The organism is Adlercreutzia rubneri, from assembly GCF_009755265.1.
Taxonomy (GTDB): Bacteria; Actinomycetota; Coriobacteriia; order Coriobacteriales; family Eggerthellaceae; genus Adlercreutzia; species Adlercreutzia rubneri.
In genome coordinates this window covers 1-24926 of the sequence record NZ_WPOO01000013.1, presented here as the reverse complement: position 1 = coordinate 24926, position 24926 = coordinate 1, and the positions used below count along the sequence as shown (strand labels likewise).

The following is a 24926-nucleotide window of genomic DNA, read 5'->3' as shown; positions in this document are numbered from 1 at the left end:
GAACCATGATCGACGAAATCCAAGTGAAGGACGTGGCCCTCATCCGCGAGGCCTCCCTTTCGCCCTCCCCCGGTCTCACCGTCCTAACCGGCGAGACGGGCGCCGGAAAGACGGCGCTCGTCAGCGCCGTGAAGCTGCTCGTCGGCGAGCGCGCCGACAGCTCTTACGTGCGCGAGGGGGCGAAAAACGCCGAGGTGCGGGGGCGCCTGTTCCCTTCCGATCCCACCGCCGATGAGCTCGTCGCAGTGCGCAAGGTCAGCGCCGACGGGCGCAGTCGCGCCACCATCAACGGAACCATGGCCAGCGTGTCGGAGCTCGCGCGCACGGTGGGGCCTTTGGTGGAGCTCTGCGGACAGCACGAGTACCAATCGCTGCTGAAGCCGGCAGAGCACGGCCGCATCCTCGATGGTTGGGCCGATCTGGAAAGCACCGTAGGAGCAGCCTTTCGCGAGGCCCTCGCCGATGCCCGCGCCGCCGAGGCGGCCCTGGAAGAGATGAGGGCAACGGCGAGCGCCTCCAACGCGCAGCTGGAGGAGGCCCGCTTCACGCTGCAGCAGATAGAGGCGGTGAACCCCGAGGGCGGCGAGTACGAGGAAACGCGCGACTGGCTCGCCCGGGCCGAGCACGCCGAGGTGCTCGCCCGCAACTCCCACGGAGCCGCCGAGGCGCTCTCTGGCGACGGCGGGGCGCTGGACGCCCTGAACACGGCCATCTCGCTCATCGAGGAGGCCTCCCGGGCCGACGAGTCGCTGGCGCCCTTCGCCACAACGCTCCGGGAAACATGCTTCGTCGTGGAGGACGTCGCCCGGGATATGGCCGGCTACTGCGACTCCATCGATTTCGACGGCGAGTCTTTGGCGGCGGCCCAGGAGCGCATGGGGCAGCTCATGGGCCTCATGCGCTCCTTCGGCCCCACCATGGAAGCCGTCTTCGAGCGCTGGGACGCGGCGGCGGCCCTCGTCGGCCTCATCGACGACGCCGATGAGAACCTGGCCCGCGCCGAGGCGGCGCTGGAAGCGGCCGAGGCGGCGCTAGCCCAGGCGGCGGCCGCCTACGACGCCGCCCGCGCCGAGGCCGCCCCGCAGTTCGCGGCGGCGGTCAACGAGGTGCTCGGACGTCTGGAGATGGGAACGGCGGCGCTGGTGTGCACGGTGGAGCCGCTGCCCCGCGAAAACTGGAGCGCCGCGGGCAGCGCGAGCGTCGTCTTCGAGTTCAAGCCCGGCGCCTCCATGCAGCCGCGCCCCTTGGCCCGCATCGCCTCCGGCGGCGAGATCAGCCGCGTCATGCTGGCCATCAAGGTGGCCTTGGGCGCGAAGGACGGCACCGAGACGCTTGTCTTCGACGAAGTGGATGCCGGCGTGGGCGGCAGCACCGCCAATGCGCTCGCCACCGTGCTGGCCGAGCTCGCGGGCAGCCACCAGGTCATCGCCATCACGCATCTGGCTCAAGTGGCCGTGCTCGCCGACGCCCATTACACGGTGACGAAGACCGCCGGCGATGCGCCCGAGACCATCCTCGCCCCCGTCACGGGCGATGCGCGCGTGGCCGAAGTGGCGCGCCTGCTATCGGGCACCGCCACCGAGACCTCCCTCGCCCACGCCCGCGAACTCCTCAGGCAATAACCGGGCGCTTCCGCACAGATCGGCCGCTACCCCCGGCAACGGCCATGCTCGCAGCCATCCGTCCCCCGTAGGGGCAGACCTTGGTCTGCCCTCCCGACAATGGCCATGCTCGCGACAAGGGGCGACCAAGGTCGCCCCCTACAAAGGTTGTCTGAAAAGTTTTTCGGAGAATGCTGTTATTCCGCTGACTGCTGAGAGGCCAGCTCTTGGGCGAGCGCCTTGGCATCGTCGTAGGCCAGAAGCTGATCGATGGTCACGAACTTGTAGCCCTCGGCCCTAAGCTGCGGCAGGGCGACCTTGAGCGCCTCGATCGTCTGGCTGCGATCGCCGCCGCCGTCGTGCATGAGCACGACATCCCCCGGCTTCACCGACAGCAGGCGCTCCGCTATGGCATCGGCGCCCGGTCGCCGCCAGTCCTCCGTGTCCACGTTCCAGCCGATCTCGCTCGTGATATAGGGTTGCAGATTCCAGATGATCTCGTCGTGGAAGTTGCCGCCCGGCGAGCGGAACACCTTAGACGCCTCGCTGCCCGTCGCGTCCGCGATGGCCTGCTGGCCCATTTGCACCTCTTCGATCTGCTTTTCCGGGCTCTGGCGCGTCATGTCCACGCCATTGCCGCCGCCGGTGGCCGCATGGTCGTAGGAATGGGTGCCGATCTGGTGCCCCTCGGCCGCCATGCGCTGGATCGTCTCCACGTAATCGGTCTTATCGGATATCTGCTCACCAATGGTAAAGAACGTCGCCACGGCGTCGTTCTCCTTCAGCACGTCGAGCAGCTCGCTCGTCGTGGGCCACGGGCCGTCGTCGAAGGTCAGCGCGATGACCTTCTCGCCGTTCGTGTTCGCGTTGTACTTCAGATAGACGTTGTCGGAGCCCTCCTTCACCGTCTCCTGCACGGATTTGCCCGATACCTTGCCCGTGCGCGTCTCCACCTGGGCCGGCTCGCCGGGCACGTACACGTGGATGGCCCCCTCGCCCAGCTCCACCTGGCCCGGGGGCGTCTCCTCGGTGGTGACATCATAGTCCTCGGTCGCGTCGGCGCCGTCGTCCAGCTGAACGACATCGCCCTTGTGCAGCTCGGTCGCGCCGTCGGTCACCTCGTTGCCGTTGACCGTGCCGGCAAAGGCGGCACCGCCCCCCTCTTCCAAAACCTCCCCATCGACCGCGAGCAGGTTTCCCGGCTTCGGAGAGACCACGCCCTCGGCGATCATGTCGTTCAAGGTCATGCCCCGATCCACCGTGCGCGTCATGCCGTTGACCGTCACGTTGAACTGCAGGGGGTTCAAATACAGGTACACCCCCACGCCGATGGCGGCCAGAATGACCACGGAGACGATAACGGAGACGACGCTCGCCTTCTTCTTGCCCTTCTTCTTGTAGCGCCCCATGTCGGCATAGGGAGCCACCTGGCCATCGGCCTTGGTGGCCGGGACGACCCGCGGGGGCACCTGGGCCGCATAGCCCGCGTAGCCGTGCGGCGACGATGCCTGATGCGGCTGGGGCTGGGGCTGGGGCGGCTGATAGTCATGCGGCTGATAGGGTTGCGCCTCGCGAAGGCGCGGATCCTGCGGCTGGGCGGCAGCGGCCGGCTGCTCGCGGGGCGCAACCGACTCCTGCTGGAGAGTCGGCGCCTGCGGTGCCGGCTGGACCTGATACCCCGACGGGGCGGCCGTCGACTGCGGCTGCGGCGCCGCGGCCCCATGGGCATGGGGAACCGAAGTCGGCGCAGGAGCACCCGGATGGCGGCGCGTGGGCTTCTTGTGCTGTCGCGGATTGTTGCGGGGGTTGTTCGAACCGTGGGAGGCGGGCTGATCGGGCATCGCTTTATTCCTTTGGAAGTACTTCAGGTGGTGCAGGAGCTTTCTCGCGATTATACGACGAAGCGCCAGAACGTCCACAGCAGAGCAGCTTACATTTCCGTAAAGTTCGCAATCCTCAAGAGTTCCACGAAAATTGAACGCGTCTCGTCAACCCGTCGGGGCGCCCCGCGCCGAAAAGCGCCCGCGATAGCGGCGAGGCGCCCGGGCATCGGGCCCTAATTCGCGCGCGACGATCCATAGGCGGCGTGCTTGCGGTTGCCGTAGGCGCTCCCCTTGCGCGCGCCCTTCTTCAAATCCTTCAGCACGTCTTCCTCGGACTTGTCCTCCACGGTGCTCTTCAGCTTTACCACCTGGTCGCGCAGACGGGCCGCCTCCTCGAAGTCCATGTCGCGGGACGCGGCGGCCATGTCGTCCTCCATGGACGAGATGAGCCGCAGGACCTCTTCACGGGAAAGCTCTGCCAGCTCCTTGTTCACCTGCTCGGCAGTGGTGCCCTCCACGTCTTCGGTGATGAAGCCCATGATGTCGTTGATGGCCTTGCGGATGGTCTGCGGCTTGATACCGTGCTCCTCGTTGTAGGCCATCTGGATGTCGCGGCGCCGGCGCGTCTCGTCGATAGCCCGGCGCATGGAATCGGTGATGCGGTCGGCGTACATGATGACCTGGCCGGACACATTGCGGGCCGCGCGGCCTATGGTCTGGATGAGCGAGCGGTGGTTGCGCAGAAAGCCCTCCTTGTCGGCATCCAGGATGGCCACGAGCGACACCTCGGGCAAGTCGAGTCCCTCGCGCAGAAGGTTGATGCCCACGAGCACGTCGAACTCACCGCGGCGCAGATCGCGCAGGATCTCCGTACGCTCCAGGGTGGCGATGTCCGAGTGCATGTAGCGCGCCTTCACGCCCTGATCCAGCAAATGGTCGGTCAAATCCTCAGCCATCTTCTTCGTGAGCGTCGTGATGAGCACGCGCTCGTTTCGCGCGGCCCGCTCCTTCGCCTCGTCGATGATATCGTCGATCTGGCTGGCGCTCGTGCGCACGACGATCTCCGGATCCAAAAGGCCCGTCGGGCGGATGACCTGGTCCACCTTCGCCTGGCTCACGCGCTCCTCGTAATCGCCCGGCGTGGCCGATACGTAGATGAACTGCGGAATGCGCTCCTCGAACTCGTCGAAGCGCAAAGGGCGGTTGTCCAGGCAGCTAGGCAGGCGGAAGCCGTGCTCGGCCAGGGTGATCTTGCGGGAGCGGTCGCCCTCGTGCATGCCGCGGATCTGCGGCACCGTGACGTGGGACTCGTCGATGATGCAGAGGAAGTCCTTCGGGAAGTAGTCGATGAGGGTGTAGGGCGGCTCGCCCGGCGCGCGGCCGTCCAGATGCCGCGAGTAGTTCTCGATGCCGGAGCAAAATCCCATGGTCTCCAGCATCTCCAAGTCGTAGTTCACGCGCATCTCCAGGCGCTGGGCCTCCAGGAGCTTCCCCTCTTCCTTGAACTGCATGAGGCGCTCGCGCAGCTCGTCCTGAATCGTGCCGAGAGCCTTGTCCATCTTCGGCCGCGCCGTAACGTAGTGGGACGCGGGCCAGATGGGCAGCGCCTCGTAGCTATTCAGCACCTCGCCCGTGACCTGGTCAATCTCGTCGATGGACTCGATCTCGTCCCCCCAGAACTCGATGCGGATGGGATGGTCGGCGTAGGGCGGGAACACGTCCAGCGCGTCGCCCCGCACGCGGAAGGTGCCGCGCTTCTGCTCGTAGTCGTTGCGGTCGTACTGGATGTCGATGAGCTCATGGATGACCTCGTCGCGATCCATCTCCTTCTGCTTGTCGACGAACACCGCCATGCCGGCGTAGTCCATCGGCGAGCCGATGCCGTAGATGCAGCTCACCGACGCCACCACGATGACGTCCCGCCGCGAGAGCAGAGCCGAGGTGGCCGCATGGCGCAGCTTCTCCACCTCCTCGTTGATGGAGGCGTCCTTCTCGATGAAGGTGTCGGAGGAGGGCACGTAGGCCTCGGGCTGGTAGTAGTCGTAGTAGCTGACGAAGTACACCACGGCGTTGTCGGGGAAGAACTCCTTCAGCTCGGCCGCCAGCTGGGCCGCCAGCGTCTTGTTCGGCGCCATGACGAGCGTGGGCTTCTGCACCGCCTCGATGGTCTTTGCCATGGTGAAGGTCTTGCCCGAGCCGGTGACGCCCAGAAGCGTCTGGTAGCGCAGGCCCTCTTCCACCCCCTTCGCGAGCGTGGCGATGGCCTCGGGCTGGTCCCCCGAGGGCTCGAAGGGCGAGACCACCTTGAACGGGGTGTTCGCCAGCCGCACCTCCGGCAACTTCCCCGCCATTTCCATACCTTCTATATTGGAAAGATGAGTGGACACGCGCATCCCTCCTCTCACAGTAATTCGCTATAAGGAGAACAGTCTAGCACCTTCCCCAAGAAATGAACAGATGTTCGCTTAAAGTTCACGATCCGTCCAACCATGAGTGCTATACTCTGCAATCGCTGTTGACATCCCGCGACGTGAGGAGATCATCGTGGCGAACGTGAAGAACGTGGCCCCCGGCGTCGGCCTGTGCGCGGCCATCGCCCTTCCCTGCTGGTTTCTCGGCGAGGCGCTGCCCGTGGTGGGCGGCCCGGTGTTCGCCATCCTCATCGGCATGGTCATCGCCCTTTGGTGGAAGCAGCCCGCGCGCGGCACCGTGCAGGACGGCATCGCCTTCACGGCGAAGAAGGTGCTGCAGTACGCGGTCATCCTGCTGGGCTTCGGGCTGAACCTCGCCCAGATCGCGGCCGTAGGCGCCGAGAGCTTGCCTATCATCCTCACCACCATCGCCACGGCGCTCATCGTGGGCTATATCCTCTACCGCGTGCTGTCCGTGGATTCCGCCATCGCCACGCTCATCGCCGTGGGCTCGTCCATCTGCGGCGGGTCGGCCATCGCCGCCACGGCCCCGGTCATCCGCGCCAAAGACGAGCAGGTGGCCCAGGCCATCTCGGTCATCTTTCTGTTCAACGTGGTGGCGGCGCTCATCTTCCCAACTCTGGGAGGCATGCTCGGCATGTCCAACGAGGGCTTCGGCCTATTCGCCGGCACCGCCGTGAACGACACCTCGTCGGTCACCGCCGCCGCAGCTGCCTGGGACGGCATGCACCCCGGCTCGAACGCCCTGGACGACGCCACCATCGTGAAACTCACGCGAACGCTCGCCATCATCCCCATCACGCTCGTGCTCGGCATCGTCATGGCCCGCAAGGAGGGCGCCGACGGCCTCGGCAACTTCTCGCTGAAGCGCGCCTTCCCGATGTTCATCCTGTTCTTCCTCGTGGCCAGCATCATCACCACCATCGCCGTGGCCGCCGGCGCCGATGCGGCGGTGTTCGCGCCGCTGAAGACGCTTTCCAAGTTCTTCATCATCATGGCCATGGCCGCCATTGGCCTGAACACCGACCTCGTGAAGCTCGTGAAATCCGGCGGCAAGCCCATCCTCATGGGCCTCATCTGCTGGATCTGCATAGCAGGTGCCAGCCTGGGGATGCAACATCTGCTGGGACTGTGGTAATCGTGAGAGAAGAAGACGAACAGATAGCTCGAAAACTTGATAAACTCAAGGGAGCAGATCAGAGGATTGCCGAAAGAGCGGCTTTCTCCAAGCCATGGCCAGAAGGCTTAAGCGCAGAAGACCTAATTGCGCAAGCCAAGGATGAGCGCGCCAGAGAATTCATCGCTACCTTCATACAGCCAAAGCAAGGCCCCGAGAACTAGCGCTCTCAGGGCCTTCGCTAAAACCTGAGAATACATCCCACTAGATCGTCTTCTTGTACTCGTTCCACCAGGAGATGACCTCGTTGCGCAGCTCGTCGGGGGTGCCGTCGTTGTTGAAAACGACATCCGACGCCTCGATGCGATCGGCGTCGGTGATCTGGCGGGCGATGCGGGCACGCACGTCCTCCTCGGAAAAGCCCGACTTCACGGCGCGCTCGATGCGCACCTCCAGCGGCGCCAGCACGGCCATGACGACATCGGCCCCGTAAGCCAGCGACTGCTGGCGGTTGCGGAACACCGAGTACTCCACCACCACGGCAGGCTTGCCCTCGGCCTCGAAGCCGTCGATGAGGTCGGTGTAGCGCTCCTCGATGCGGGGCATCGTGATGGTGTTCAGCTTGCGCGTGGCGGCCGGCGTCGCGAAGGCCTTGGCGGCCAGGGCGCTGCGCACCACTTCCCCGTTCTCATCGAAGATGTCATCGCCGAACGCTCCGCGCAAATCGTCCTTCACCGTGTCCCACATGAGCACCTCGTGCCCCACCTGATCGAGATCGATCCAAGCCAGGCCCTCGTCGGTGAGCGCCTTGCGCGCCGTGGACTTGCCGGCGCCCATGCCGCCGATGAGAAACAGCTTCTTCATGCGAACCTCCTCCAAAACCGCGCACCTTCGCGCGATCATACCCAAGTAATTCAACGGAACCATCATACACGAGAAAGGCCGCTCCGAAGAGCGGCCTTTGAAAAGTCACTGGTCGTTCGCAGTCGCACGAACCCGCAGAGGCTACTCGGCGTCGACGGTCTCCACCTCGACGACCTCGGCCTCGGCCGGAGCCTCGTCCTTCTTGCGGCGGGCCGGCTTCTCCTCGGCCTGCACCGACTCGTCCACGTCGATCTCGAAGCCGAGCTCCTCGGCGGCGGCCTTCATGGACAGGGAGATGCGGCGGCGCTCCGGGTTGATCCCCGTGACCTTCACCTTCACATCGTCGCCCGCATGCACGACCTGCGCCGGGGTATCGATGTGGCGGCCGGCCATCTCGGAGATGTGCACCAGGCCCTCGATGGAGTCGCCCAGCTCGACGAAGGCGCCGAAGGGCACGATCTTGGTGACCTTGCCGTCGACGATGGTGCCCACCGGGTAGTTCTCCACCAGCTGGATCCACGGGTCGGGCGTGGTCTGCTTGAGACCGAGGGAGATGCGCTCGCGCTGCAGATCGACGTCGAGCACCTCGACCTCCACCTCGTCGCCCACCTTGACGACCTCGGAGGGATGGTTGACATGGTTCCAAGACAGCTCGGAGATGTGCACCAGGCCGTCGATGCCGCCCAGATCCACGAAGGCGCCGAAGTCCACGATGGAGGACACGTTGCCCTTGAGGCGCATGCCCTTGGAGAGCTTGGAGAGGATCTCGGCGCGCTCGTTCTTGCGGCCCTCCTCCAAGAGAACGCGGCGAGACAGCACGACGTTGTTGCGGTTGCGGTCCATCTCGATGACGCGGGCCTCGATCTCGGTGCCCAGGTAGGCGTCCAGATCCTTCACGCGGCGCAGGTCCACGAGAGAGGCCGGAAGGAAGCCGCGCAGGCCGATGTCCAGGATAAGACCGCCCTTGACCACCTCGATGACCTCGCCGGTGACCACTTCGCCGGCCTTGAACTTCTCCTCGACGGAAATCCAGGCACGCTCGTACTCGGCGCGCTTCTTGGAGAGGATGAGGCGGCCGTCCTTGTCCTCCTTCTGGAGAACCAGAGCCTCGATCTTGTCGCCCAGGCTCACGATGTCGGACGGATCGGCATCCTTGCGGATGGACAGCTCGCGGGCCGGGATGACGCCCTCGCTCTTGAAGCCGATGTCCACCAGCACCTCGTCGTGCTCCAGCTTGACGACGGTACCGTCGACGAGATCGCCCTCGTCGAACTCGGTCAGCGTGCCGTCGATCATCTCGTTCATCTGCTCATCGGAGATGTCGGAGAAGTCGATCACGGAGGTGTTCTTGATTTCGGTCAAAACGGACCCCTTTCAAAAACTAAATCAGGGACCCTTCGTCATGATGGTTGATACGTACCATGTTCGCTTGCAGAAGCAAGGATCGCGGTGCAACAAACATGTCTCGGGGGCCAACAGATACTTACACTTGCCGCCTATCGGCAAGCCCGCCCAGTATAGCACCGCTCGCGCGCGCTTCATTGTGAATTTTCCCCGAGTGCCGACATTTTTCGCAGCGCGCCCACAAGGCGGCCAAGAAGAGCCCTCAGCGCGTCGAAGGCGCCCTACGAAAGCAGCAGCACGTCCTTCCGGGCGCGCGCCTCGCTACGCACCTCATCGGTAAACCCGCCTATACTGAAGAGGACATAGACGGGCGGGCCGCCAAAGCGCCGAAAAGAGGGGTCGTCCAGGGCCTTTCGAGCCTGCTCTTCCAAGTGCCTCAGCACATTGGCGCCCACGGGCCTCGCCCAGAACTTGCACTCGCCGAACACCGCTCGGCCCTCTTCGGCGCCCAGCCCCACAACGTCCAGCTCCACATCGCGTGCGCCCCACCAAGCGCCCACCCGCTCGGGCATGAAGGGGAGCGCCCCTTCCGCGCCCGCATCCCACAGGCGGTCGCGGCACACGTCCTCGTACACGTAGGCGACCTGCCCGTCGACGAAGTTGTTCCTGATCGTCTTCAGCGCCTCCGCCCGCCGCCCCGTCTCCAACAGCCCCATCTGGGGAAAGACGAAGCGGAACCAGAAGCGCAGGTAGTTGTCCTTGATGCGGTAGAGGCCCTTCTTGCTCTTCTCGGGGTTCTCCTCCGTCACGGGCACCACGCGCTCCAGCACATCGAGCCGCTCGAGCACTTTCAGGTACTTCGACAGCCCCGTCTGCCTCACGTTCAGCGCCGCGGCGATCTCCCCGCTCTTGCGGTTGCCCGCCGCCACCGCCTTCAAAATGGAGAAATAGGTTCCCACCTCGCTCACCTCCTTCGACAGAAGGAAGTTCGGCTCGTCGTACAGATAGCTGCTGGAGTTCAAAACGCTCTTCTCGATGCCGCGGTACACATCGTCCACGCCCCTGAAGCTCTCGATGTACTTGGGGACGCCGCCCGTGACGCTGTAGAGCTCGACCAGTTCGCGGCGCCCGATCTCCTTCGAGAAGAAATCCCGGTAGAACCGAAAGGGAATCTGCTTCATGCGAACCTGCGCGGTGCGCCTCCCGTAGAGGGGGCTGCTATAGGAGAGCACCTGGCTTTCCATGAGCGAGATGAGCGAGCCGCACAGGATGACCATCACGTTGCGCTTGGAAAGCATCGTGTCCCAGATGCGCTGGAAGACGGAGGGGAACGCCGGGTTCGCCTTGCCGAGGTACTGGAACTCGTCCAGCGCGACGACGAGGCGCTCGCCGTCGCTCGTCAGACGGTCGAAGAGAACGTCCCAGTTGTCGACAGACACCTGGCCGAGCAGCTCGTCGCCCGTGAACGCGGCCACCTGTTTCTGGAAGGCCGCGCGGTTCTGTTCCTCCGACTCCTCCGTCGCCAGGAAGTACAGCGCGCGCTTGTCGCGGACGAACTCGGTGATGAGCGCCGTCTTCCCGATGCGGCGCCGGCCGTAGATGACCACCATGGCCGCCTGGTGGTCGGCGAACTGCTCCTCCAAGGCGGCGAGTTCTTCAGTGCGATCGACGAACGCGTCCACAATTGCCCCTTTCTCTCCCATGCTTCGTTGGAGGGATATTATACTTCAAAGTATTATACTTCAAAGTATAATCTGATGCACGTCCAGCTCACGCAGGGCCTCCTCGCCCTATTCTTTACTTTCCGCATCATCTTTCGTGAGCGCAGACGTTGCGCTAGAATGAGAGGATGCGTTTGCGTCCGGTCGGCTTCATCGGGATAAGGCTCAGCCATGGAATTGACTCTTTCGGTGTTCCTCTCGCAGGCAGGAAATCATCCGATCCTGCTCGGCATTCTGGCGCTGGTCATCGGCGTGACCATCATCTCGGGCGCCACCGACGCCCCCAACGCCATCGCCAGCGCGGTCTCCACCCGCTGCCTCACCCCCGGCGCCGCCCTCGCGCTCGCTGCCGTGTTCAACTTCGTGGGGCTGGTGGGCATGACCTACATCTCCACGGCCGTGGCCCACACCATGTTCAACATGGTCGATTTCTCCGGCAACACCCACCAGGCGCTACTCGCGCTCATAGCCGCCATGATAGGCTCCATCGGCTGGGGCGTCTTCTGTTGGTTCTGGGGCATTCCCGCCAGCAAGTCCCACTCGCTCATCGCCGGCGTCACCGGCGGGGCCATCGCGCTGAACGGGCTTGCCGGCGTCGTGCTCTCCGAGTGGATGCTCGTCATCTACGGCATGGTGTTCTCGCTGGTGGGCGGCTTCATCCTCGGTATGACCACCACCAAGATCATCGAGTTTCTCTTCTCCGGCGTCAACCGCCAGCGCGGCAACAAGGTGTGCATGGTGCTGCAGGACATCTGCGCCTGCGCGCTGTCGTTCCTCCACGGCGCCCAGGACGGGCAGAAGTTCATGTCCATCGGGCTTTTGGGCATCGCGCTCGCCTTCGGCATGGAGACGAGCGGCGCCACCGACTTCCCCCTGTGGCTCATGATCATCTGCTCAGCGGCCATGTCGCTGGGCACGCTTCTCGGCGGCAAGCGCATCATCAAGTCCGTGGCCATGGACATGGTGTCGCTGGAGAAGTACCAGGGCGTGGCGGCCTCCCTCTCCACGGTGATCACGCTGTTCGTGGCATCCATGACCGGCATGCCCGTCTCCACTTCCCACTGCTCCACCGCCTCCATCATGGGCGTAGGCGCCTCGAAGAGCTTCCGCCGCGTGAACTGGGGCGTCGCCCGCCGTATGGTGTGGGCCTGGGTGCTCACCTTCCCCTGCTGCGGATTTATCGGCTGGGCCTTGGCCAAGCTGTTCATGATGCTGTAGAAAAGGGCCCGGACATGAGTCCGGGCCCTTGGGTGAACCGCAGCTGGGATCGCCTTACGCTTCCTCAGCGGCTTTTGCTTGGGCCTCGCGGATGGCCTTGGTCATCTGATCCACGCAGGAGGTAGAGCGCCGCCCGCAGGTGTGGCCCTCCATCATGGCGACGATGTCGTCGACGTTCTGGCCAGCCACCAGCTTGGAGATGGCCTTCAAGTTGCCGTCGCAGCCGCCGGTGAACTGGACGCTCTTGATGGTGTCGCCGTCCAGTTCCACATCGATCTGACGGGAGCAGACGCCGCGGGGAATGTAGGTGTGCATGTCGGTTCCTTTCTCGCACCTTGTTTCGGCGAGATTGTACCGCATTGTGGCCTACACCGCCGTCGCGCCGCGCTCGCCGGTGCGGATGCGCACCACTTCCTCCACAGGCGCCACGAAGATCTTGCCGTCGCCCACCTCGCCGGTGCGGGCGGCGCCCACGATGGTGTCCACCAGCGCGTCCACCGCGTCGTCTTCCACCACTACCTCGAATTTCACCTTCGGCACCATGTTCAGCATCACTTCGGTGCCGCGCACGTACTCGCTCCAGCCGTGCTGGGCGCCGCAGCCGTGCACCTGCGAGATGGTCATGCCCTTCACATCGGCGGCGAACAGGGCATCCTTCAGCGGCTCCATCTTCTCGGGCCGCACAATAGCCGTTACTCGTTTCATAGCCGCAACTCCTTTCTCAATCGCTCCGCCGTGCTAGTCCAGACCCAGGTAGGCCGGATAGGCCGACTCGCCATGGACGGCCACATCGAGCCCAGCCGCCTCATCCTCGGCGCTCACCCGCAAGCTGCCCTTGAAGCAGGCCTTGATGATAAGCCCCAGCACTACGTCCGCGATGGCCACGAAGGCGATGGTCACCAGGATGCCCAGCACCTGCGAGCCCAGAAGCGACCAGTCGCCGGTGTACAGAAGGCCGCCGTGCTCGGTCCAGGAGAGCCCGGGCACGCAGAACAGACCCGTGAGGATGCCGCCCACGATGCCGCCGACGCAGTGGCAGCCGAAGGCGTCCAGCGCGTCATCGTAGCCGAGGCGCCGCTTGGCCTGGGAAATGGCCGCGTACACGATGGGGCTCACGATAAGTCCCATGACGATCGCCGCCCAGGGCTCCACGAACCCTGCCGCCGGGGTGATGGCCACAAGGCCGGCCACCAGGCCCGTCGCCGCGCCGACGAGCGTGCACTTCCCCACTGTGATGCGCTCGGTGATCATCCAGGAAAGCACGCCGGCGGCGCTCGCGGCCACGGTGTTCAGCAGCGCGAGACCCGCCACGCCATCGGCGGCGAACTCGCTGCCAGCGTTGAAACCGAACCAGCCGAACCACAGAAGCGCCGCGCCCAGGGCCACAAAGGGCACATTGTGCGGGCGGTAAGACAGCACCGCAAACCCTTTGCGCCGCCCCAGCATAAGGCAGAGGATGAGCCCGGTGAGGCCCGAGGAGATGTGCACCACATCGCCGCCGGCGAAGTCCAGGGCCCCGATCATGTCGCCAATGAGCGAGCCGTCACCGCCCCACACCATATGGGCGAGCGGCGCGTACACCACGACGACCCACACGGCCACGAACGCGCATACGGCGCCGAACTTCATGCGTCCAGCTACAGCACCGGTGATGATGGCGCAGGTGATCATGGCGAAGGCCATCTGGAAGACGATGTCGATAATGGCCGGATAGCCCGCCGCTAACTCGGGGTCGTTGGCCAGCGCTCCTTGGCCGGACAGCACCGCGAAGGCGTCAGGTGTGCCTTCGGCCTCGGCCACCATGTCGTTCACGGCGCTCAGGCACCCGATCTGGTCGAGGCCGCCGAAAAACGGCAACGAGCCGTCGCCGCCGTAGGCGAACGACCAACCGCAAACGACCCACATAACCCCAACGATGCCGAGCACGCCGAACACCATCACCATGGTGTTCACGACGTTCTTGCGACGGGAGAGACCTCCATAGAAGAAGGCGAGTCCGGGCGTCATGAGCAGCACCAGCATGGCGCAGACGAGCATGAACCCAGTGGAACCGGTGTCAATCATCGCGATCAACCCCTTTCACAGTTCGCGGGCCCTCGGCGAAAAGAGGTCGGGAGGCGCCGCGCGCCGCACCGCGCGGGCCTCCCCACCCCTTGTCGCCCAAGATGCCCAACGGCAAGGACACCCCGATTGTTCCACGGCACCTGGTGACCTGCGCGCTCAACGATGATTGTTAACCCCCTCAAAAATAAGTGTTAACACTGGCGACCATTCCTTGTTACTGGGCGGAAACAAATGCCCGCGCGTCCCGTCACAGATCGCCGAAGCATTACAATGGCAGCGTTGCCTTTACAAAGAATCGGCGCGATTTGGTCACAAAATCGAGTTCTGGGTTTTTGCAGACCTCAAGACGACATAAGAGCAAGAGGAATATATCGCTAAACGATATACTACACAAAGTCGCAACCGTTAATTGGGTCGTATCGCCCATAAAGAAAACCCAGAACTCGATTTTGTGACCACTTTTTCGAAAAGTTTTGTCACAACGCGGAAGGATGCACTCATGAGCGTTACATTTCGACAGGTCGAGCGCGACGAAGAGGTCGAGGCCCTGGCCCATATGGCCTACCATATTTGGAACGAGTACTGGCCGGCCATCATCGGCCAAGCGCAGACCGACTACATGGTGGAGAAGTTCCAGAGCCTGAATGCCTTCCGCACCGACATTGCCGACAATGGCTACGAGTACTTCTTCATCATGCAGCACGAGGACGAGACGCCCCACGAGCTGGGCGCGGCGACGCACGGCGCCGACATCCACGACCAGGGCGACACCGTAGCCGGCCGCGTCAACGACGACGTGGAATCCGACCGCGACGACGAGTTGGCCCACGACACCGAGGACTTCGCCCGCACGGCCGCCGTCCCCCGCATCGTCGGCTACACCGGAGGGCACGTGGAGACGGACACGAACCGCTTCTTCATCTCGAAGATCTACCTGCTGAAGGAGCACCGCGGCGAGGGCCTGTGCTCGGCCACCATCCGCTTCTACGAGCGCCTCGCCCGCGAGCGCGGTCTGGATGCCCTCTATCTCACAGTGAACAAGCGCAACGAGATGGCCATCCGCGCCTACAAGGCGAAGGGCTTCGAGGTCATCGACGCCGCGGAAACCGACATCGGCGACGGCTACATCATGGACGACTACATCATGGAGAAGAAGCTGCAGTAGCTGGCCCCGCGAGTCAGCCTCCATAGGGGCGACCTCGGTCGCCCCTCCCAATCAGAAAACAAAGTACTGCGGAATTCTCTTGATCCGCAATGCCTATTCGTCGACAAGAAACCGCGCCACATAATCTGCCGGAGCGATTGAGCGCACCTTTGATCGAGCAAACGCCGTAACGTCTCGCGTGACGATGAAATCAACGCGGGCGTTCTCGGCGCAGGCGCGCACTAAACCGTCTTCGAAATCAGGCTCGTCGGAATCTGCAGCCTGACGACAGAGGGCGTAATCGACTGAGCAGATAATGAAATCGTCCATCACAGCCTTGATGTAGGTTCGCGCGTCCTTCTCCCCCATGGCTTTGGAGAGGATGTAGTACAGATCTTTGAGCGACGTGGCGCAAACATATGCGACGACCTCTTCATAGGCCACGGCCTCGGCGATGGCGGCGGCTGCATCGAACCCCTCCGGCCGTGCCAAGGCGAGGTCGAGCATAACGTTGGTATCGAGAAGCACCTTACTACTCATAGCGGCTCGCAACGAGATCGCGAATCTCTTGGTCACTCAGGCGAGCGATGTCGCTACCCTGATGCTTCTTCGCAAGGCTCAGCATCATGGCCACACCGCCTTTTTTCTTCGAGTGCACACGCGTATCGGGGAGCGCCCCCGTCTCGCAAATGTAATCGACGAGGACACCGCTGCAGTATTGCCCAAAGGACAAGCCGTACTCTTGTCGTGCCAGGGCGTCGGCAAGAAGGATCTTCTCGGCATCGGCCCGTCCCGAAAACGTCTTCGTCGCCATAGCAACCTCCATTCGCTAGCCTCACTGTACCTCATCCTAAGGAATTTGTAAACAAGTACACAGAGCAGTGTATCGTATTTGGGACTCTATAGCACGAGGCGCCCGTCCTACCGCACGAAAAGAAGGACGCGCATCCGTGACGGGTGCGCGTCCTTTCTCGAACAGCTGGCATCGCCCCTGGGGAGGGAAGGAACGGGCGAGCCAGACGGATTCGGCTATCGGAGGAGGCCTACGCCCATCCTTCGAGTGCGCCGCCTCCACGGCTCGCGACGATTTGAATCGACTTGTCGACTTGCGCTATTGCTCGACTGCCTACCAGGGAAAGAAGCAGGTGTTTTGGCTGAACGAAGCGCGTTGGCTGTGAGGTTCGATTAACCTAGCGCCTCGCGCACCGTAGCGGCGATGCCTTCGGCATTCAGGCCGAGGTCGGCGAAGAGTTGGGGCACGGGACCCTGGCCGATGAAGCGGTCGGGGATGCCCAGCGTGACGGCAGGCGTCGTGGCACCCTGGCGGGCCAGCACCTCCAGCACGCCCTCGCCGGCGCCTCCCGCGATGACGCCCTCCTCCACCGTGACCACCAAACGGCAGGCCGCCGCCGCAGCGATGGCCTCCGCATCCAGCGGCTTCACCCAGCGCATGTCCACCACGCGGCACTCGATGCCCTCGGCGGACAGCAGCTCGGCGGCGGCGCGGACTTGGCCCACCATGCGACCGAAGGCGAGCAGGGCCACGTCGCCCCCCTCGCGCACCGTGCGGGACTTCCCCACTTCCAGAACTTCCGGCACATCCGGCAACGGCGCACCCTCGGCCTCGCCGCGCGGGTAGCGCAGCGACACGGGGCCCTCCAAAACCAGCGCCGTATGCAGCGCGTGCACGAGCTCCGCCTCGTCGGAGGGCGCGAGCACCCGCATGTTCGGCACCATGCGCGTGTACACCATGTCGAAGACGCCGTGGTGCGTAGGCCCGTCATCGCCCACCAGGCCCGCGCGATCGAAAGCGAACACCACATTCGCCTCCGGCAGGGCCACATCGATGATCATCTGATCCACAGCCCGCTGCATGAAGGTGGAGTACAGCGCCACCACGGGCTTCTTGCCACCCGACGAGAGGCCGGCCGCCATGCCCACCGCCTGCTCCTCGGCGATGCCCACGTCCACAAAGCGCGAGGGGAACTCCGCCGCGAAGGTCTTCAGCCCCGTGCCGCCGGTCATGGCCGCCGTGATGGCCACCACGTCCGCATCGTTGGCCGCCTCGTCGGCGAGCGCCGCACCGAAGACCTCGGTGTAGCTGGGGGCGCGCCCGGGCTTCTTCAACGCGCGGCCCGTGGCAATATCGTAGGGGCCGGTGCCGTGGAACGCCTCGGGATCGCGGCGGGCGGGCTCGTAGCCCTCCCCCTTCCGCGTGACCACGTGCACGAGCGCCGGGCCGTCCATTTCCAGCACGAGCGACAAAACGTCGCGCAGCTCGGCGATGTTGTGGCCGTCGATGGGAGCGGTGCACACGATGCCGAGCGATTCGTAGATCATGGTATGGGGAATCACCATCTGCTTGAGGGATTCCTTCATGTTCTTGCCGAAGCCAAGCAGACCGCGGGCCGCAGGGCCGCCCTGCTCCATGGCCGCCTGCAGGCCCTCGCGCGCCTCGCGGTAGTGGCTGTTGGCGCGGATGTTGCCCAGATGCTTCATGAGGGCGCCCACGTTGCGCGAGATGGACATTTCGTTGTCGTTCAAGATGACGACGAGCGGCAACTGCTCGTTGCCCATGTAGTTCAGCGCCTCGAAGGCCATGCCGCCGGCGAGCGACGCGTCCCCGATGAGGGCCACCACCTTCTCGTCGGTGCCCTTCAACTGCCGCGCCTTTGCGAGGCCCGTGGCGATGGAGAGCGAGTCGGACGCATGACCCGACGGGTGCACGTCGTAGGGGCTCTCCGATGGCTTGGTGAAGCCGGAAAGGCCGCCGTAGGTGCGCAGCGTTTTGAACGCCTCGCGTCGGCCGGTGAGCAGCTTGTGAGCGTAGGCCTGGTGCCCCACGTCGAACACCACGCGGTCGCGCGGCATGTCGAGCAGGCTCTCCAAGGCCACGATGATGTCCACGGCGCCCAAAGACGACGCCACATGTCCCCCGGTGACCGAGGTGGTGGCGACGATCTCCTGGCGGATCTCGCGGGCTAAAATGGCCAGCTCCTCGTTATCGAGCACCTTCAAATCGGCCGGCGAGCTGATAGCATCGAGTATGCGCGGGACATCCATGGGCGGTTTCCTTTAGGCCTCGCGGGGCATGTCGGTTGAACCCGTAGGGGTAGCGCTTGCGCCGCCCTCCTCGACCGTCGTTTCCTCTTCCGTCGCCAGAAACGCGTCCAAGTCCTGCTCGGACAAATCGCACGCGGAAAGGCCCAGCTTCACGGCCTCCTCGTACAGCTTCAAGGCGTCGTCCAGCGAGATGTCCTCGGCGGACACCTCGTCAACGATCTCGGAAAGGCGCTCGTGCACGTCCTCGAAGGTGCGACCCTGCTCGTCGGCCATGGCGCCTACACCCCCACCTGCACGCAAGCAGCGGCGCCCGAGGCGCCCACCAGGGCATCCACCGGGCCGGCGGCGGCAATGTCGGCTCCGACCGCATCAGCCGCGACCGCGCCATCGCCTTCCATAGAACGCGCGATGCGCCCCAGCACACCGTTCACGAAGCGCGGCGAGTCGTCCTCGCCGCCGAAGCCCTTGGCCAGCTCCACCGCCTCGTTGATGGAGACCGACACCGGCACGTCGTCGCAGTGGAACATCTCGAAGACGGCCAAGCGCAGGATGGAACGGTCCACGATGGGCATGCGGGAGAGCGCCCAGTTCTCGGACGCCGCTTCAATACGCTCATCTACCTGGGCCTGGTTCGCCTCCACGCCGTGGATGAGCGCCAGGGCGTAATCGGTCAGCGTCCCCTCCTCGATGCGGCCGAACGCGCCCGCCTCGGCAGCATCGGCCTCATCGGCGGGAGCCTCGCGTGCCACCAGGCACAGCCCGCAGTCGAGCAGCTCGCTGGGCGATTTCCCCGTCAGCTCGCTCGTGTACAGCACCTGCACCGCGCTGATGCGGTCGCGGGTGCGCTCGTGGATTCTCGGAGCCATACCGCGCGCCACCTACGCCTTGAACTGGAGGCCGTCGATGTACACGTCCACCGAGGACACCTCCACGCCGGCCTGGGTGGCCAGCGCCTCGGCGATGGCGCTGCGCAGCTGCGCCGCCAGCTCGGGCAGCACATAGCCGTAGTAGACTTCCACGTGCACCGCCACGGAAAGCTTGCTGTCGTCGCCCATCTTGGTCTCGATGCCGGAGGTGGAGGGCTTGCTCGCCAGCATAGAGCGGATGCCGCTCGTGGCGAAGGAGCCCAGCGAGGCCACACCGTCCACCTCGCTGGCGGCCACGGAGATGATGGTCTCCATGACCCCCGGGGCGATGGAAAGGCCCTCGACGTTCATCTGGTCTGTCATAGTACGTCTCCCATCTGGGTTTCGATAAAGTCGGTTGTCGCGTCACCGGCCAAGAATACCTCGTTATCGAGCACGCGTTTGTGGAATGGGATAGTTGTTGCAATTCCTTCAATAACGAACTCGTCCAAGGCGCGCTTGGCGCGGGCGACGGCCTCGGCGCGATCCTGGCCGTGCACGACCACCTTGGCCACGAGCGAGTCGTAGTAGGGCGAGATGCGGGAACCGGGGCGCAGGTAGGTCTCCACGCGCACGCCGGGGCCCGCCGGGGGCTCGAAGCGCGTGACGGTGCCGGGGCACGGGCGGAAGCCGTGCTCGGGATCCTCGGCGTTGATGCGCAGCTCGATGGCGTGGCCCGAAGGCGAGAACGGGGCGCGGCCCGCGCAGCTCATGGGCTCACCGGCGGCGATGCGCAGCTGCTCCTTGATGATGTCGGTGCCGGTGATCTCCTCGGTGACCGGGTGCTCCACCTGCACGCGGGTGTTCATCTCCATGAAGTAGAACTGGCCGCGCTCGTCCAGCAGAAACTCGATGGTGCCGGCGTTGCGATAGTCCACGGCGCGCACGGCCTTCAGGGCCGCCTTCATCATGTCGCGGCGCAGGTTCTCGGAAAGCGCTGGCGAGGGGGCCTCTTCCAGAAGCTTCTGGTGGCGGCGCTGGATGGAGCAGTCGCGCTCGCAGAGCGCCACGGCGTTGCCATGGTCGTCGGCGAGCACCTGCACCTCCACGTGGCGCGGACGCAGCACGAGCTTTTCCAGGTACACCCCGTCGTTGCCGAAGGCGGCGCCAGCCTCGGTGCGGGCAGCCTTGTACTGGGCCGCGAGGTCGGCCGGATCGTGCACCTCGCGCATGCCCTTGCCGCCGCCGCCGGCCGTGGCCTTGATGAGCACCGGGTAGCCCACCTTCTCGGCGAAGGCCGCAGCCTCTTCCACGGTATCCAGGCAGCCGTCGGAGCCGGGCACCGTGGGCACGCCGCACATCTTCATGGTCTCGCGGGCGGACGACTTGTCGCCCATGCGGTCGATGCACTCCGGGGCGGGGCCGATGAACACGAGGTCGTTGTCGGCGCAGGCGCGGGCGAACTCCGCGTTCTCGGCCAAAAAGCCGTAGCCGGGGTGAATCGCCTCGGCACCGGTGTTCTTCGCCGCGGCAATGATGGAGGCCATGACCAGATAGCTCTTGTTCGACTGGGCAGGACCGATGCAGACGGCCTCGTCGGCGTAGCGCACCGGATAGGTGTCGGCGTCCTCCGTGGAGTACACGGCCACCGTCTTCACGCCCAGCTCGCGGGCGGCGCGCATGATGCGCAGCGCCACCTCGCCGCGGTTGGCAACTAGAATTTTCTCGAACATGTTTGTCTCCTACGCGCCCGGCGTGGGGTCGTGGGGCTCCACGTAGAAGAGCACGGTGCCGTACTCCACCGGCGTGGCGTCGGACAGGCACACCTCGCGCACGGTGCCCATCTCCTCGGCGGTGATCTCGTTCATGAGCTTCATGGCCTCTACGATGCACAGCGTCTCGCCGGCGGCCACTTCGTCGCCCACCTTCACGAAGGGCGGCTCGCCCGGGGCCGGGGCCTCGTAGTAGGTGCCCACCATAGGAGCCACCACCGGCTTCCACGTGGCCGGACGATCGCTCGCCGGCCCCTCGGCGGCCGGCGCGGGCACGGCGGCAACGGGAGCCGCCTGGGCCTGCGGAGCGGCGGGCACGGCAGCGGCCGGCGCGCCCTGGCCCGGCATGCGGACAGCGATGCGCATGCCCTCTTCCTCTACGACGATCTCTCCGACGCCGCTCTCCTCGGCAACGCGAACCAGCTCGCGAATCTGATTGATGTCCACGTAATCGTCCTCCTTGGTGGCGCTGGACTCCTGCTCCAGCATGAAATCGACTTTCTCGGATACCCGGTGCTTGCTCAAATAGGTGCGGGCCTCGTTGGGGAACAGGGCGTACATGAGCACGTCCTCCTCGCTTTGGGCCAAATCCCCGATCTCGGCGGCGCACTCGTCGTAGGTGGTGGTCACCAGCGTGCCGGGAGCGATCTTCGGATCCAAGATCTCGGCGTCGCCGGCCACCTTCGCCACGATTTCCTTGTCCATGTTGCCCGGCGCCTTGCCGTAGTAGCCGCACACATAGTCCTTCATCTCCTTAGAGATGACGCTCCAGCGCTTGCCCGTCAGCACGTTGAACACCGCCTGGGTGCCCACGATCTGGGACATCGGCGTCACGAGCGGCGGGTAGCCCACCTCGGCGCGCACCTTCGGGATCTCGGCCATCACCTCGGGCAGACGGTGCGCGGCCTTCTGCACCTCCAGCTGGCTGATGAGGTTGCTCATCATGCCGCCGGGCACCTGATGCGAGTACACCTGCATATGGATGAGCGAGGACACGCCGCGCTTGTAGTGACCGCGCTTGCGCATCTCCTCCCAGTACTCGGAGATCTCGAACAGCAGATCGAGGTCGAGGTCGGTGTCGTAGCGGCTCTCCTTCAGGGCGGCCACGATCATCTCCACCGCCGGATGCGAGTTGCCGAACGCGAGCGGCGCATGGGCCGTGTCGGCCACGGCCACGCCGGCCTCGGCGGCCTTCAGGATGTTGGCCGGGGCCATGCCGCCGACGTAATGGCAGTGGATGTGCACCGGCAGGCCGATTTCCTCGTTGAACGCCTTCACCATGCGCTCGGCGCGATAGGGCGTGAGCATGCCGGCCATGTCCTTGATGGCGATGGTGTCGGCGCCCAGATCCTTCAGCTGCTGGCCGTATTCCAAGTAGGAATCCAGCGTGTGCACCGGCGAGATCGTGTAGGAGATGGCGCCCTCGAACAGACCGCCGCACTCCTTGATGGCCTCGGCGTTGTCCACGACGTTGCGGATGTCGTTCAGCGCGTCGAACACGCGGAAGACCTCGACGCCGTTGCGATGCGCCGCGTTGATGAAGCGGTGCACGATCTCCTTGGAGTAGTGCTTGTAGCCGACGAGGTTCTGCCCGCGCGAGAGCATGGCGAGCGGCGTGTTGGGCGTGTTCGCCTTGATGGCGCGCAGACGCTCCCAGGGGTTCTCATCCAAAAAGCGCAGGCAGGAGTCGAACGTCGCCCCGCCCCACGCCTCGATGGCCCAGTAGCCGACGCGGTCCATCTTCGGCAGGATCGGCAGCATGTCGCCGATCTGCATACGGGTGGCCCAGAGGCTCTGCTGACCGTCGCGGATGGTCGTGTCCATGATCTGAAGCCGTGGCATGAACTCACACCTCCTTATACACAGGTTAGTCAAAGATCAAGTTTCGGATTATAGGGGAAGCCTACCACGGCCCTGCGCCGCGCCGTCCGATTTGCCGACAAGAAACATCAACGAAGCGGCGGGAGGGGCGAACGCGGCCGAAGGGTTGCGCAAGGGGCGGCATCGGCAATCCTTAATCCAAGCGCTCCCTTCGCTCAATCACCGCAGCTCAACCACCGCAGTTCAACCACCGCAGTTCAACCACCGCAAGCCTCAAAAACCAGAGACGCCTTCTGCCCGCTTGGCATTTTTCGGAAATAGATGGGAGTTTCGATCACAATCGGGAAATAGATGGGAGTTTCGAGCGCCATCGGGAAATAGATGGGAGTCTCGAGCGCCAAAACCGCCTCTCTCGTAAGCAAAACGCTCCGAGAAGTACGCAAAACTCCCAACAACTTCCGATTCTCCCGTCCCGGCTGCGCAAAACTCCCAACAACTTCCGATTCTCGCGATCCTCTTCCGCAATATCCCGGAATCGCCCTCTCGACATCCCCGCCACCTTAAATCCAACCCCTTCGATAATCCGCATCCGAATCAACGATCAGAGCCTTTCCCATCACGAAACAAGAAGGAGTTGTGATAGCTCCTCAGCTGCTTGCGAAGCCGCATGTGCCGATCCAAATGGCCGGCCCCTCTTTTCTTCTTAGGTTTGCCCATTCTCGCTGACAGCTGATCAAGGAGCTCAGCGCATTGGAATACATTGCCGAGCTGAGAGCCCGTCATGGTGACCAGATCATAGCCCGCCAGCAGAAGCGCGTCCTTTCGCCGCGCATCGCGGCTGACCCTATCGTCTGTCCCGTGGAACCTCTTACCGTCATACTCCAAAATCAGACGCTCTTCGGGCCAGAGAATATCGCACACCGCACGCCGACACCCGCAGGCTCGCTGGATGCTCTCGGAGAAGTCAATGGGCTCGTTCAGGCGACCGCGCCGCAAACCCAAACCACCTTCGCGCGAAGAAATAAACGCCAAGGCTGCAAGCTCGGTTTCCATAGGGGATGCCGACTTCGCCATAACATGCCGCACGGCACGTCTGGCCAACTGAACGCCATCGTGGTTGCGGGCGCGCGCAACGAAGGCCGACAGGCGGCTCGGCGTCGTCAACGGCGAGCGCACCAAAGACGACGACAGCTCGTCGGAAAGCGGGTAGCAGCCGCACAGTTCGAACCCGAGCGCGACCAGCTCTCCAAACGCAAGCGCCTTGGCCATCTGAAGGAACAAGAGCTCGGGCGAGCTGACGAGAACGCTTGGCGCGACCTTGACGAACGACCCGCGAGGGAAGGCGACCGTTGTTCGATGCTTCTTAACTACCGGCGTGTCTCTGGCTCCCTGCGAACCCTCGACAAGCACGTGCACAGGCGCTGGACAAACGTCAATGCCCGCATCGCGTAAGCAGTCGATAACGTCCTCATCGCGGAAAGCGCATTGACGGAGAGACGGAACGAAAAGGACGGGAAACGAAGGCGTATGCCCAGTCTCGCCTGGCCGCATGTCGTGAAACACCCGCAGCGCGAGCGGGTGAGAAGAAGACCACCAGCGCCAGAACTGAAGAGCCGATATGTAACCGAGGTAAAGCTTCATGGCGCACCACAATAAACGGAATTGTCGCGGAATAAAGCTGGCGGGATCGCCTCGACAAAACCAACATTCATGAGCGTATAAGTCCTGGTCATAGGATAGAAATGCGACTCTATTACGGCTTGCGGAAGACACGCTCTCCATAAGCCCCCATGACAGCCCCGCCGCATAGGAGCGCCTCGCGTTTTCCACCGCATCCAACACGCCAAGTTTTCCACCGCGCTTGCTGAGCCGCGCTTCCATCGCATTCAACAACCGTTTTTCGCTGCGTCCCCTCCCCGCCCAACCTTTCGCTCTCCTTTCGCCTTCATCTCGTCGCCAACCGATCCGGCAGCATGATGCCCTTCCATATTTGCCGCCCCCCCTTTCTTTCGACTCTCACCCAAAAACTCCTCCTCCCGCCCCATTACCTTCCATCCCCCTCCTTTATCGCTTCCCTCCTCCCCGCTTTCCTGCCCC

The 24926-nt window shown here is 64.1% G+C and carries 22 protein-coding genes; 4 read left to right on the top strand and 18 right to left on the bottom strand.

The window, feature by feature from the left end; translation table 11 throughout:
• Positions 1-5 precede the first annotated feature (5 nt).
• Entirely contained in the window at positions 6-1622 is a 1617-nt protein-coding gene (locus GO707_RS08090) for a DNA repair protein RecN (protein ID WP_114539875.1), read from the top strand.
• A 176-nt stretch (positions 1623-1798) separates the two neighbouring features.
• Here GO707_RS08090 and GO707_RS08085 read toward each other — a convergent pair whose 3' ends face one another.
• Together GO707_RS08085 and uvrB are read right to left on the bottom strand one after the other, a co-directional pair.
• On the bottom strand, positions 1799-3442 hold the full coding sequence (locus GO707_RS08085; protein WP_114539876.1) for a polysaccharide deacetylase family protein: 1644 nt from the start codon (positions 3440-3442) through the stop codon (positions 1799-1801).
• Between the two features lie 215 nt (positions 3443-3657).
• Positions 3658-5775 carry an excinuclease ABC subunit UvrB gene (gene uvrB / locus GO707_RS08080; protein ID WP_181869712.1) on the bottom strand — a complete coding sequence of 706 codons (2118 nt, stop codon included), beginning with the start codon at positions 5773-5775 and terminating at the stop codon, positions 3658-3660.
• Between the two features lie 193 nt (positions 5776-5968).
• On the opposite strand from uvrB, the gene GO707_RS08075 reads away from it, so the two are divergent.
• Positions 5969-6994, top strand: coding sequence for a YeiH family protein (locus tag GO707_RS08075; protein ID WP_114539878.1), 1026 nt, complete (start codon positions 5969-5971; stop codon positions 6992-6994).
• Between the two features lie 243 nt (positions 6995-7237).
• Here GO707_RS08075 and coaE read toward each other — a convergent pair whose 3' ends face one another.
• From coaE to GO707_RS08060, 3 genes are all read right to left on the bottom strand, one after another.
• On the bottom strand, positions 7238-7837 hold the full coding sequence (coaE, locus tag GO707_RS08070; protein ID WP_114539879.1) for a dephospho-CoA kinase: 600 nt from the start codon (positions 7835-7837) through the stop codon (positions 7238-7240).
• Between the two features lie 141 nt (positions 7838-7978).
• Positions 7979-9199 carry a 30S ribosomal protein S1 gene (gene rpsA, locus GO707_RS08065; RefSeq protein WP_157012735.1) on the bottom strand — a complete coding sequence of 407 codons (1221 nt, stop codon included), beginning with the start codon at positions 9197-9199 and terminating at the stop codon, positions 7979-7981.
• A gap of 263 nt (positions 9200-9462) precedes the next feature.
• On the bottom strand, positions 9463-10863 hold the full coding sequence (locus GO707_RS08060) for an ATP-binding protein (protein WP_198161046.1): 1401 nt from the start codon (positions 10861-10863) through the stop codon (positions 9463-9465).
• A gap of 210 nt (positions 10864-11073) precedes the next feature.
• On the opposite strand from GO707_RS08060, the gene GO707_RS08055 reads away from it, so the two are divergent.
• Entirely contained in the window at positions 11074-12120 is a 1047-nt protein-coding gene (locus GO707_RS08055) for an inorganic phosphate transporter (protein WP_114539882.1), read from the top strand.
• Between the two features lie 54 nt (positions 12121-12174).
• On the opposite strand, the gene GO707_RS08050 is transcribed toward GO707_RS08055, so the two are convergent.
• From GO707_RS08050 to GO707_RS08040, 3 genes are read right to left on the bottom strand one after another with little or no spacing between them, the layout of a single operon-like run.
• Complete coding sequence (locus tag GO707_RS08050) at positions 12175-12435, bottom strand: TIGR03905 family TSCPD domain-containing protein (protein ID WP_114539883.1); 261 nt, start codon at positions 12433-12435, stop codon at positions 12175-12177.
• A gap of 51 nt (positions 12436-12486) precedes the next feature.
• A complete protein-coding gene (locus tag GO707_RS08045) occupies positions 12487-12825 on the bottom strand; it encodes a P-II family nitrogen regulator (protein ID WP_114539884.1) in 339 nt (112 codons plus the stop codon).
• A 33-nt stretch (positions 12826-12858) separates the two neighbouring features.
• Positions 12859-14184, bottom strand: coding sequence for an ammonium transporter (locus tag GO707_RS08040; protein ID WP_114539885.1), 1326 nt, complete (start codon positions 14182-14184; stop codon positions 12859-12861).
• Positions 14185-14683: 499 nt separating this feature from the next.
• Here GO707_RS08040 and GO707_RS08035 point away from each other — a divergent pair, with 499 nt between their 5' ends.
• On the top strand, positions 14684-15349 hold the full coding sequence (locus tag GO707_RS08035) for a GNAT family N-acetyltransferase (protein WP_227070055.1): 666 nt from the start codon (positions 14684-14686) through the stop codon (positions 15347-15349).
• A gap of 93 nt (positions 15350-15442) precedes the next feature.
• Here GO707_RS08035 and GO707_RS08030 read toward each other — a convergent pair whose 3' ends face one another.
• From GO707_RS08030 to GO707_RS12375, 10 genes are all read right to left on the bottom strand, one after another.
• Positions 15443-15868 (bottom strand): PIN domain-containing protein, encoded by a 426-nt coding sequence (locus GO707_RS08030; protein WP_114539886.1) that lies wholly within the window; start codon positions 15866-15868, stop codon positions 15443-15445.
• Positions 15861-16142 (bottom strand): hypothetical protein, encoded by a 282-nt coding sequence (locus GO707_RS08025; protein ID WP_114549065.1) that lies wholly within the window; start codon positions 16140-16142, stop codon positions 15861-15863. The genes GO707_RS08030 and GO707_RS08025 overlap by 8 nt, the downstream gene beginning before the upstream one ends.
• Before the next feature lie 371 nt (positions 16143-16513).
• Positions 16514-18391: a 1-deoxy-D-xylulose-5-phosphate synthase gene (dxs, locus tag GO707_RS08020; protein WP_114539888.1), complete on the bottom strand. Its 1878-nt coding sequence runs from the start codon at positions 18389-18391 to the stop codon at positions 16514-16516.
• Positions 18392-18403: 12 nt separating this feature from the next.
• Entirely contained in the window at positions 18404-18664 is a 261-nt protein-coding gene (gene xseB / locus GO707_RS08015) for an exodeoxyribonuclease VII small subunit (RefSeq protein WP_114539889.1), read from the bottom strand.
• 5 nt (positions 18665-18669) lie between these two features.
• A complete protein-coding gene (gene nusB / locus GO707_RS08010) occupies positions 18670-19257 on the bottom strand; it encodes a transcription antitermination factor NusB (RefSeq protein ID WP_114539903.1) in 588 nt (195 codons plus the stop codon).
• Positions 19258-19269: 12 nt separating this feature from the next.
• Positions 19270-19620, bottom strand: coding sequence for an Asp23/Gls24 family envelope stress response protein (locus GO707_RS08005; protein WP_114539890.1), 351 nt, complete (start codon positions 19618-19620; stop codon positions 19270-19272).
• A complete protein-coding gene (gene accC / locus GO707_RS08000) occupies positions 19617-20969 on the bottom strand; it encodes an acetyl-CoA carboxylase biotin carboxylase subunit (RefSeq protein ID WP_114539891.1) in 1353 nt (450 codons plus the stop codon). Before accC ends, GO707_RS08005 begins: the two co-directional genes overlap by 4 nt.
• A 9-nt stretch (positions 20970-20978) precedes the next feature.
• The gene (gene accB / locus GO707_RS07995; protein ID WP_114539892.1) at positions 20979-22850 is read right to left on the bottom strand and encodes an acetyl-CoA carboxylase biotin carboxyl carrier protein; all 1872 of its coding nucleotides are present in this window, start codon (positions 22848-22850) and stop codon (positions 20979-20981) included.
• A gap of 573 nt (positions 22851-23423) precedes the next feature.
• Entirely contained in the window at positions 23424-24722 is a 1299-nt protein-coding gene (locus GO707_RS07990; RefSeq protein ID WP_157012733.1) for a hypothetical protein, read from the bottom strand.
• A partial coding sequence (locus tag GO707_RS12375; protein ID WP_232325722.1) for a hypothetical protein occupies positions 24716-24926 on the bottom strand: 211 nt, incomplete at its 5' end. The genes GO707_RS12375 and GO707_RS07990, both read right to left, overlap by 7 nt.